This window comes from Paenibacillus glufosinatiresistens, from assembly GCF_031470375.1.
Classification (GTDB): domain Bacteria; phylum Bacillota; class Bacilli; order Paenibacillales; family Paenibacillaceae; genus Paenibacillus_AQ; species Paenibacillus_AQ glufosinatiresistens.
On the sequence record NZ_JAVFHT010000015.1, the window covers coordinates 55,982 to 66,781 of the forward strand.

Consider the following 10,800-nt stretch of genomic DNA (forward strand, 5'->3'; position numbering starts at 1 on the left):
TCCTCCTTGTCGTTATCCGGCCAAGCGGTCCGGCGATGTGTCGATCAGCAGGTGATAGGCGTTCCCGTGCATGGAATACACCGGGATCGAGAAGCGGGTATACCGGGCCGCCTCCGTCGTCCAGTCTTCCTCCCGCACGGCTCCGATGAGACGGTTCGGCGTCTCGATCTTCCGGCCGGCCAGCTCGCCGCCCTCCTGCCGGGCCTCCAGCAGCCGGCACAGGCCCATCAGCCCGTAGTAGCCGACGACATACTGGACATCCTGCTTCAGGAAGCCGCCCTTAAGGCCGGGATACGATTTGCGCAGATTGCGGACAAAGGACAATTCCGCCGAGTCGTCAATCTCGTTGCCTCTGCCGTACAGGTCCATCATGATGTCGGCGTCCGCCTCCATGCCGGCGGCTTCGAGCGACTGCGCAATCAGCTTCTTCATGACGTTGCGGTTGACGACAGAGCTGCCCATCGCCCCTGTCCCGATATGCCGGATCTCCGCCAGAATCGGGTCTCCGTCGGCCAGCGCGCGCTGCTTCTCCTTCAGCACAAAGGCGGCGCCGCCTTCGGAATAGTAATGGCCGGAGGCCCCCTGCTCGAACGGCTGGATCAGACGGTCGTCTCCGAAGCCGAACGCCGACAGCTCGTAGGGCAGCGGCAGAGTGGCGGCGCAGGAGCCGCCGCAGACCGCTGTGCTGAATTGCCCGTACCGGATTCGGTTGTAGGCGCTGAGCAGGGAGCCGGCGCCGGAGCTTGAGGCCTCGCTGACGGTCTCCAGAGCCGGCGCCCTGCCCGTTCTCAGCAGCTTCAGGTAACCAAGCGGGTCCAGCAGCTCGAAGGCCTGCCGGAACAGCTCCGGCTCCAGCTGCATATAGAGCGATTTGGCCAGCTGATCGGTCTGCGCCGATCCGGCCGAGACGAGCAGCCCGCCCTCTTCTCCCCGCAGCGAGCCGAGCAGCGGCTGGAACAGGGAGAGGGTGATACGCTCGCTGGAGAGCAGGAACCGGGTCCGCTCCTCTTCGATCCCTTCCAGAGGGAAGCGGTCCTCGAGCGAAGGGTAGAACAGGCCGTCAAAGGAACCCGCCCCTTCGATGGTGCGGCCCACCCGGGAAGACAGCGACTCCAGCCGCCCTTCCCAGATGTCCGCTTTGGCTGCCAGCAGCCGCTCCGCCTCCTGCGCTTGGGCTGCGGGCAGATCATAACGGCATCCGACGATAACCACCTCTCTTGCGGAATCGGTCATGCCACTCCCACCTCCAGCTGCTCCCGGACATAGCCGCTGAGCTGGCGGACCGTCGGGTAGATGAACACGTCGGCCACCTCCATATCAATCCGGAACTGCTCGGCGATAGGCTTGTAGATGCCGAAGGCCTTCAGGGAGTCGCCTCCCAGGTCCGTGAAGCTCTTGTCCACATCCACTTCCTGAAGATCCAGCACCGAAGCGAAGACGACGGTCACGAACTGTTCGACGGTATCCTGGCTCTCTGCGCCGATAATGGTCAGCGCGTCATAACTCTTGATGGCATAGCTGCCGGCTTCGCCGCCTTCCGCTGCGGCCGGCTTGGCCTCGGCGGCGTCCGCCCAGGTCTGCGGAAGCTGCATGTACGGGCCCAGATAGTCCGCCGCCCGGTTCCGGTTGAATTCGCCGGCAATGATTCGCGGCACGCCTGCGCCGAGGGACAGCTTGATATATTCCCGTCCGATCAGCGTCGGGAGGGACTTCATCAGCAGATGCTCGTCCGCAGCCGCCATATCGCCGAACGCCAGCGCCATGCCCGTCTCGCTCCAGCCGGGCCACTGCACCGCCGTCATCCGGTTGTCCGCCAAGGCGGCTCCCTCCAGATAGGCATTGGCCAGCGTGTAGGCGAACTGTCCGGGCGATCCGGCGATTGTCGTCATGGAAGAGCTGGCTACGAAGAAGCGCAGCGGCTGTTCCCGCGTGTACTTGCGCAGCAGCGCCGTTCCCGTCACCTTCGGTCCGGTCACCTGGCGGAACTGCTCCCGGGTCTTGCTGAACAGCATCCCGTCTTCCGGCACGCCGGCCAGATGCACGACGCCGGCAATCGGCCCTTGTGCCGCCAGCTGCTCCAGCGTCTGCCGGACCTCCTCCTCCGAAGCCAGGTCGCAGCGGTGGAAGGTCATCTCTCCCCGGGCGGCCAGGTCCTGCAGCCGGAGGAGCTTGGCTTCTTCCTCCGCCGTTCGCGTCTCCTTCGCGGAGAGGACCGCCAGGGTGTCGGTCCGGCCCAGAACGGCAAGGCGGATGCCGGAGTGGAGGCGCTGAAGCTCTTCGGCATACTCCAGTCCGATGCCGCCGTAGCCGCCGGTGACGACGACGATGTCGCCGTCCGAGAGCTCGAAGCGGTTCGGCTCGGTATCGCCAAGCTCCGCCAGCGTCTCTTCGTACAGGATGCCGTTCTTAAGGATCAGCTTCTTGCCCGCCAGCTCTTCCTCCATGGCCAGGCCGACCAGCCGGTCCACCGCGAAGTCGTCGCTCTGCACCATGATCGTCGAGAAGCCGGTGTTCTCCATACCGAGGATGCGGGCCGAACTCAGCAGCGCATACTGCAGCGGGTCCACGGTTCCCTCTGCCGAAGCGGTCAGCCCGCGGCCTGCGGCTGCAATCAGCTTCCCGCCGCGGCGGATCAGCTTCGGAACCGCCTTGGCGAACCGGAAGTAATGGCCCAGTTCCTCGTCCAGCTGCCCGGCTTCGGTCTCCTCTTCCCGAGAGAGCCACGGCGCATAGATCACGGCGTCGTACCGTTCGCCAGCCGTCAGTTCCTGCCGGTAATCGGCATAAGTTACGTCCGCCGTTCCCTCTGTCCAGATGCCGGCGGCGGCCGGGTCGCCTACAATCAGGGTCCGGGTACCGGCAAGCTCCGCAGCTCCCGTCTTCGGCGCGACCGAAGACGGCTCCCACCGGACGGTATGCAGCTGCGGACGGAAATACACATTGGCAAAGGCCTTCATGCTGTATTTGTCCACGAAGGCGATCAGCTGTCCGTCCTCGGTATACACGGATACATTGCCCGTGATGACGTCATGGTCGGCTGCCGGATTGTACAGCATCTCGGTGACCGAGTAGACTTTGCGGGTAAACGGCACGCCGGTGAAGGTGAATTTGCCGTAGGACAGCGGCAGATAGGTCTTGCCGCACTCCTGGGCGCGCTCATAGACCATGGCGCCCATCAGTCCATCCAGGATGGACGGATGGAGATGATACTCCTTCAGGTCGTCCGCATACTTGGGATTGAGATCCAGCGAAAGTCTGACCAGGCCCGGCGTGTGGAAATCCATCTGGAAGTTGTGGCCGAAGAAGTCCCAGCGGCCCTTGAAGAAGCTGTTATTCTCCGCGCCGAGAACCGCCGGAGCCAGCTCGCCGAACGAGTCGGTGGAAATGCGGCTCAGTTCGGCCGGTACGACCTCCGCCTGTCTCATCGAGAAGACGGCATGCACGGTATAGTTCTCCAGCGCTTCCCCTTCGTAGGAGAAGGCCTCGACTTCAAGCTGGCCGTCCGCAAGCTTGTGGACGAGAACCGAGAAGGTCTTTGGCGTCTTGTCGTCCAGCTGGATCAGGCTCTTGAAGTACAGCTTGTCCAGCGTGTACGCCGGCGTCTTGTAGTAGAGCACCGCCAGTTCGGAAGCGAGCTGGGTGTACGTCGTTCCCGAGAAAGTCCGCTTGCCTCCGATCCGGTGGTCGTCGACGAACCAGTCGTCCGGGTGCAGCGTAACCTGGTACACGTCCGTCTTCTCCGACCGGAGCGTCTGGCGGCGGATCAGTCTTCCGGCTACAGGCTGGCCTTGCTCGGCCTTGACCGGCCGGCTGTACGTTTTGACATTCGCCCAGAGCACGACGCGCTTGAATTCAAATCCCGGCAGGGAGACCGTGACCGCATCGCCGTAAGGGAAATCGTCGAAGGCCGACTCCAGTCCGTCCAGCGCAAGCCGCAGCCGCTCTTCCGCCGTAACCGACGCCCTGTCCGAACGCAGCCGGTGCTGGGTCAGCTTCTTCATGTCGGCGGACATTGCTGCTCCTTCGGAAGCCGCAATGCCGTCCGCCACGCTTCCGCTGTTCCGAAGAAGCGCGGCGGCTCCGCGGAGCTTGTCCGCCAGCTCCTCGCGGCTGGCGGCCAGGAATCCGACGGCCGAGAGATGGCGGTCTCTGCGGCGAAGCAGCGTATAGGACAGGTCCTTCAGCCGGTAGCGGTTCAAGTAATCGGCATGCTTGTCGAACTTATTCAGCACGGCCAGAAGCTGCTCCGCGGTCGGGGCGCTGAACAGAAACGGATACACAATACCCGGCTCCTCCGGCTGCACCTTCCGTTCGTATTCCTCCAGAATGACGTGGGCGTTCGTTCCGCTGAAGCCGAAAGAGCTGACTCCGCCGCGGCGCGGGTACTTGCCCCGGACCCAGGCAGCGGGCTCGGTCGGGATATAGAACGGGCTGTCCACGAACCGGATATACTCGTTGGGCGCTTCGAACGAACGGTTGGGGAAGATCTCCTGGTTCTCCAGCGCCAGCGACATCTTGATCAGGCCGCCCACTCCGGCCGCGCCGACCGTATGGCCGATGTTCTCCTTGAGACTGGTCAGGGCGCAGAAGCCCCGCTTGCTCACATATTTCTTGTAGGCATCCGTCAGGCCTCTGGCCTCGATCGGATCGCCGAGCTTCGTTCCCGTTCCGTGGGCGTCGATGTACTCCACCGTCTCCGGCGAAATGCCGCTGCGCTCATAGGCGTCGATCAGCAGATCCTTCTGGGCGTGGGGGTTCGGCGCAGTCAGTCCGTTGGAGCGGCCGTCGCTGTTGATCATGCTGCCCCGGATGACGGCGTGGATGTTGTCGTTGTCCGCCACCGCATCCTTCAGCCGCTTCAGGATGACGATGCCGACGCCTTCCCCGAAGATCGTGCCCTGCGATTCGGCGTCGAACACCTTCAGGAAGGAGCGGGGCGTCTCCACATTGCTGTACTGGTCGATGACGCTGCCCTGGCGGGGGAACAGGCCCAGGGCGATCCCGCCGACAATCGCGCTGTCGATCTCGTGGTCGCGCAGCGTTTTCACCGCCAGATGGGCCGCCACCAGCGAGGAGGAGCAGGCCGTGTCGATGACGAAGGACCCGCCGCTCAGGTTGTAGAGATAATTGAGCCGGCTCGCCAGAATGCCCTCCCAGTTGCCTGCGTTCACATGGGTCGAGTCCTCCTCGATCTCGGAGCGGTAGCTGGCCGTAATGGATTTGTCCTTGCCGATATAAATGGCCGTCCGGCTGTCCTTCACCCGGTCCAGAGTAAGGCCTGCGTCTTCAAGAGCGAGGTAGGAATGCTTCATTACCAGACGGTGCGTGGGATCGACATAGCGGGCTTCTTCACGGGACATGCCGAAGAATTCATAATCGAAGTTGTCAATCTCCTCCAGATACGCTCCTTGTTCCTTGCACAGCCGGTCCAGGAAGTCCTCCGGGGTCGTCTTCAGGTGGGCCGCTCCGTTCAGCAGATAGCTGTGGTCCTTCGGGATATAGGCAACGCGGTCTTGGGGAAACGTCTTGAAGCCGCGCTTGCTGTGCTTGATCGCCTGATAGAATTCAAAGGCGTCCCGGACGTCCGAGTACTCGCAGGACATGCCGACAATCGCGATGTCGTCCGGCAGAATCTCTTCCAGCAGGGACTTGCCGGTCTCGGCGTCGAGCTGCCCTTTTTGAACCTGGCCATAAATATATTCGCTAGCTTGCATGGGGAATCGCCTCTTTTCGGATAGGTTATGCGTTCAGGAACGCGAGGATATCGGCGGGATCAAACCGCGGTTCGCCTGCCGTCTCTTCCGCCGCCTGCACAGCGGCCCGGTTTTCCGGACTTCCGCCGGCAAGAGCGGCCTGTCCCTCAATCGTGGACACGGAGAACAGGGTCGTGACATCGAAGACGCCGGGGTAAATCCGGTTCAGCTCATCGCACAATTGCACAATCGTAATGGAATCTCCGCCTTGTTCAAAAAAGCTGACGGACGGATCATATTCGTCTTCGCCAAGGGTTAGCTTCCAGGCATGCAGCACCCCGTCATGCCCGCTAAGGTCCGCTGCGCCCGCCGCTGCTCCGCTGCTTCCGGCGATTGCCGCAGCTCCCGCTTCCGCCTTCGGCCGGGGGGCCGGGGCCAGCAGGGACGTGTAGGCTTCAGCAGCCGGGCCCGTCAGCCGGAACATCGAGGCATACCGTTCGCCGGACTGGATGAAGCGGTCAAGCAGCGCCGCTCCCCGCTCCCGGTCCACCTTCTCGAAGAAGGGATCGGCCTGTCCGGCCGACATGCCCGTATCCGACCAGCCGGTCAGATTGAGCGTCCGGACGCTGCCTTCCGCAAGTGCCAGGCCCGACTGGTACGCGTTAGCCATGCAGTACTCCGCCTGGCCCACCGCCCCGATCAGTCCGGCGAGCGAGGAGAAGTGGAAGATGGCCTTTGCCTCGCCGAAGCAGCGGCCGAGCAGTGCGGAACCGGCGATTTTGGATTCCGCCTTCTTGCGGAAGTCCCCTTCCGTCTTGTTCAGGAACAGCCCCTGCGCCGGTTCGCCCGCAAAGTTCAGCACGGCGGCGATGCCGCCGGCGCGGTCCGCGAATGCCCGGACCTGCGCTTCGTCCGTAATGTCCAGCCGGACATAGCGGACGTTGGGGCCGGCCGGGCCGAAGCCGGAGCCGAAATGGGACGCTTCATCCTGCGGCCAAGCGGGCATTTCTTCCCGGCGTCCGGCGGCGATGAACTGCGTCCCGGGATACCGGCTGGATGCGTATGCCAGATACGCCCTTCCGATGCCCGATCCGCCGCCCGGCACCAGAACCGTATCGCCGTCCGCGAAGAGCGGCGTCTTCGGCGCTGCGGGCTGGAACCGTTTCAGCCGCACGGCGTACAGTTCGCCGCCGCGCTGGACGAGCCAGGATTCCCCGGAAGGCTCCAGCCGCTCCAGCCGGCCGGTCTGCGTATAGTCCGTGTCGATCAGGACCACGGCGTACCGGACCTCCAGCCGGAGGGAATGCAGGCCGAGCGCCACAGCCCGGTTCCCCGGGCTCACCCCGGTTCCCTCCGTTCCTCCGGTCAACCCGTTCGTCACGTAGGTCAGCCGGTTCAGTCCCGGCCAGCCATTGAGCTTAAGCAGCACCTGTCCAAGCTCATAGGTGCGCCCGGCGATATCGTCTTCGCCGCCGCAGCTCCGGTCCCACAGGAACAGCTCGGCGGCACCCTGCCGCTCCAGATTCGGAAGCAGCTCCAGCAGCTCCCGGACACTGGCAAAGTACCGGACCGGGGCTTCCGCCTCGACCGTTCCCCGCAGCGATTCATGCGCCAGGTGCAGCGTGCCTGGCGCCGGAGCTTCCCGGAAGCCGGCACAGGCCGGCACCAGCTGCTCCCGGTGGAAGAAGCCCCGCAGCTCCGCGGGCTCGGCTCCGGCGGCGTCCCGCGTCGCATTCTTGGCCTGATAGCCGCGAGCCGACAGCGCCAGCCTTCCCTGCCCGTCGAACAGGTCCACGTCGAAGGACAGAATGACATGTCCCCGTTCATCCCGGGTTCGCTCGCGCAGCCGGATCTCTGACTGGAGAACCGGTCCAGCCAGGGCGGTCTGCCGGACCGACACCTCGTTCCAGAGCCAGGGGAATACGATCTCGTCCGGCTCGGCCAGTCGGTTCAGCGCATTGAAGGCCGGGTCCAGCATCGCGGGGTAAAAAGCATACTGCCCGAACTCCCGCTCCAGTCCTTCCGGCACCCGGAGCCGGACAACCGCCCGGTCCAGCTCCTCGCTGACCCAGAGCTCATCGACCACTTCCCAGCGGCGGGAGACGGCGATGTCCTCGCAGGTCTCGCCCACCTGGCTCGTTACCGGAAGGCTGCGCATGCCGGCTTCCGCCGGTACCGCCAGCGCCTGCCGCTCGGGCTCCTCCTGCCGAAGCTTCTCCTGCGGGGGCCTCTCCCGCAGCTCGAATTGCAGCCAGGGAAGCGTGGTCTCCTCCAGCGTGTAATGCACACTCCCCTTCAGCTCCTGCTTGTCCAGCTCCAGCGTAACGGTAAATCCGCCGCTGAAGACGGAGAGCTGGCGCAGCAGATGCAGATGGGCCAGATCGTACTTCTCGAGGCTGTAGGCCGTTCCGCCCAGTCCCTGGGCCAGAATCTCGAATACGGCGGTCCCGACCATAAGATGCTCCGAGCCGAATTTATGCTCGGCGATCTCCCAGTGCTTCCGGCTGTGCAGCGGGAACTGCACCAGAAGCCGCCGCTCGCTCTCCATCCGCTGAAGCGCATGGCGGACCTTGAAGGAGTTGCCTTCCTTCGGGAACCAGTACCGGGCCAGCCGAAGCGGAAGAGCGCCTTCCGGCCGCTCCGCCTGCGGCTCCCCGGCCCAGCCTTCCAGAACGACATGGGCGTTCGTGCCGGTCATTCCGAACGAGCTGACGCCTGCCAGCGCGTCCGGCGCAAGCGCCTCGCACCGCTCGGGAATGTAGAACGGAGAAGGCACGAACTCGATTTCTTCGTTCGGCACCCGGAAGTCGGGATGCGGCAGCACCGTCCGGTAATGCAGGGACAGGGCCGACTTGATGAGAGAGAACAAGCCGGACGCGACATCAAGGTGGCCGAAGTTGGATTTCCCGGCGGTCAGGGCGACCGTCTGCGCCTTCAATCCGCGGGCCAGGAAATAGGCGTTCAGCGCCTCGAATTCGATCGTATCGCCGATGGCCGTTCCCGTTCCGTGGGCTTCGACAAAAGCGAGCCGGCCTACGCGGTCTCCCACCGGCGCCCAGGCTTCCCGCAGAAGTCTGGCCTGCGCTTCCGGGTTCGGGGACGACATATTCATGGTCTGCCCGTCGTTGTTCAGCGAATAATTGCGAATAAGTGCATAGATGCGGTCGCCGTCCCGCTCGGCATCCTCGCGCCGCTTCAGAATGACGCTGCATACGCCCTCTCCGATCGACGTGCCGGTGCTGCGCTCGTCGAACGACCGGGTCTTCCCGTCTGCGGCCAGGATGTTCACCAGCTTGTCCTTGCGGAGACCGGGCTTGACATAGACGTTGACGCTGACCGCCACCGCCCGGTCGACGATGCGCCGCCGGAGATCCTCCGACGCCTGGATGACCGAGACCAGCGAGGAGGAGCAGGCCGTATCGGTCATCAGCGAGGGCCCGCGCAGGTCGTACACGAAGTTGATCCGGCTTGAAATGGTCGAGTTCAGCATGCCGAGCAGCTCGGGCGTCAGCCCTTCTTCCTGAAGAAGCTGCTGATACTGGTACTGCTGGGTCGTATTCACGCTGCCGTACACGCCGCTTCGCGATCCCCGGATCGAATCCAGGCAGCCCGCATCGTGCATGGCCCGGGTAGCGGACAGGAGCGCCAGCCGCTGGTTGGGGTCCATGTAGTCGGCACTTTTTTGCGAAAGACCGAACCGCTTGTGGTCGAATTCATCAATGCGCTGCAGGTAGGAACCCGGCATGAACGGCGATTCCCCCGCCGGCAGCCCGAGCTGCTCGCTCCGCGCCGCCGGAAATGCGCCGCCGGAGACCCTTCCGTCCCGGAGATCGCGCCAGACCTCGCGGACATCCCCGCATCCGGGAAGCATGAGATCCAGACCGGTAATTGCAATATCGCCTGTTAGCACCTTCTCATCTCCTTCCCGACTCCAATCGGGTCCAGTTATCCGGCCTTCCAGGCCAGCTTGCGGCAGTGATAATGGATCTGCTCCTCGGGAACCTTCTTCGTCTTCAGAATCAGCTCCAGCAGCTCCAGGGTCCGCCGCACCTCCTCCGCCGTCACCGGCTTGCCGATCTGCGACTTGATCTGGTTATACCCGCTGACCACAACGTGATCGTAGGCTTCGGCATCGTCGCTGCCGTTCTTGGTCGAGACGATCACTCCCAATGCGCGGGAGAAGAGATCGTAATGGCGGTCCACTTCCAGATCGTCCTTCAGCTCGGCGGCGAGGACTTCTCTCAGCGCTTCCGTATGGAAGGCGTCCACCTTCGCCTGGCCTGCCAGCATCCCGGCGAACATCCCCCCCGGCGACAGGTCGATGAACCGCTGGACCCCCTGCTTCAGCGCGTAATCCACCGACTGCTTCCACAGAACCGGATGGACAATCTGGGCCGCTATTTCTTCCCGGACCCTTTCGGTACGGTACAAGCCGGCTTCCCGGTTGCCAATGACATGCATGGACAGATGCGTCTGGCAGGACCACCCTTCCAGAGCGGCGTATACCGAATCGGCCGCGGTCTGCATATACGGCGTGTGGAATGCTCCGCTGACTCCAAGCACGACGCCCTCCAGCCCGTTCGCGGCGGCAAAAGCCTGAATTGCCTCCCGGCCTCCGGATATCACTGTCTGCTTGGCGGAGTTATAGTTGGCGATATAGACGCCGCTGTCTTCCTTGACCAGCGCCTGAACGGTCTCCGGGGGCGCAAAGATCGCCATCATCCCCGTGCTCTCCTGGCTCCCGATGGCCGTCTTCATCGCCGTTCCCCGCAGATCGACCAGCCGCAGCCCTTCTTCGTAGCTCCAGGCTCCGGCAATCGTCAGCGCCGTCAGCTCGCCCAGGCTGTGTCCCAGCACGTACCGCGGATACAATCCGATCTTCTTCCGGTATAGTTGGTACATGCACATCGACCCGACATACGTGGCAAGCTGGGCCAGGCGCGTATCCTTGCTGAGATCGCCGGAGAACCATTCGCGCACGGGCTCTCCCAGCACGGCTTCGGCCTGTTCGATCAGCGCGAGCGTATCTTCTTCCTCCAGCCAGGTCCGGACCGTCTCGGCCGGAAATTTGGTTCCCTGTCCTGCCAGCAGCAGCGCAATGTTCATT

The 10,800-nt window shown here is 63.7% G+C and carries 4 protein-coding genes; all 4 read right to left on the reverse strand.

From position 1 onward, the window contains the following. Positions 1 to 12 precede the first annotated feature (12 nt). From RBI05_RS14930 to RBI05_RS14945, 4 genes are read right to left on the reverse strand one after another with little or no spacing between them, the layout of a single operon-like run. On the reverse strand, positions 13 to 1,233 hold the full coding sequence (locus RBI05_RS14930; protein ID WP_310551693.1) for a beta-ketoacyl synthase N-terminal-like domain-containing protein: 1,221 nt from the start codon (positions 1,231 to 1,233) through the stop codon (positions 13 to 15). After that, positions 1,230 to 5,714, reverse strand: a complete 4,485-nt coding sequence (locus tag RBI05_RS14935) for an SDR family NAD(P)-dependent oxidoreductase (protein WP_310551694.1) — start codon at positions 5,712 to 5,714, stop codon at positions 1,230 to 1,232. The genes RBI05_RS14930 and RBI05_RS14935 overlap by 4 nt, the downstream gene beginning before the upstream one ends. A gap of 25 nt (positions 5,715 to 5,739) precedes the next feature. Next, positions 5,740 to 9,603, reverse strand: coding sequence for a beta-ketoacyl synthase N-terminal-like domain-containing protein (locus RBI05_RS14940; RefSeq protein WP_310551695.1), 3,864 nt, complete (start codon positions 9,601 to 9,603; stop codon positions 5,740 to 5,742). A 35-nt stretch (positions 9,604 to 9,638) separates the two neighbouring features. After that, entirely contained in the window at positions 9,639 to 10,799 is a 1,161-nt protein-coding gene (locus tag RBI05_RS14945) for an ACP S-malonyltransferase (protein WP_310551696.1), read from the reverse strand. Position 10,800 lies beyond the last annotated feature (1 nt).

Bases quoted from the DNA above. Each gene is read 5' to 3' on its own strand.
- RBI05_RS14930 (WP_310551693.1), bottom strand. From the start codon at position 1,233: ATGACCGATTCCGCAAGAGAGGTGGTTATCGTCGGATGCCGTTATGAT.
- RBI05_RS14935 (WP_310551694.1), bottom strand. From the start codon at position 5,714: ATGCAAGCTAGCGAATATATTTATGGCCAGGTTCAAAAAGGGCAGCTC.
- RBI05_RS14945 (WP_310551696.1), bottom strand. From the start codon at position 10,799: ATGAACATTGCGCTGCTGCTGGCAGGACAGGGAACCAAATTTCCGGCC.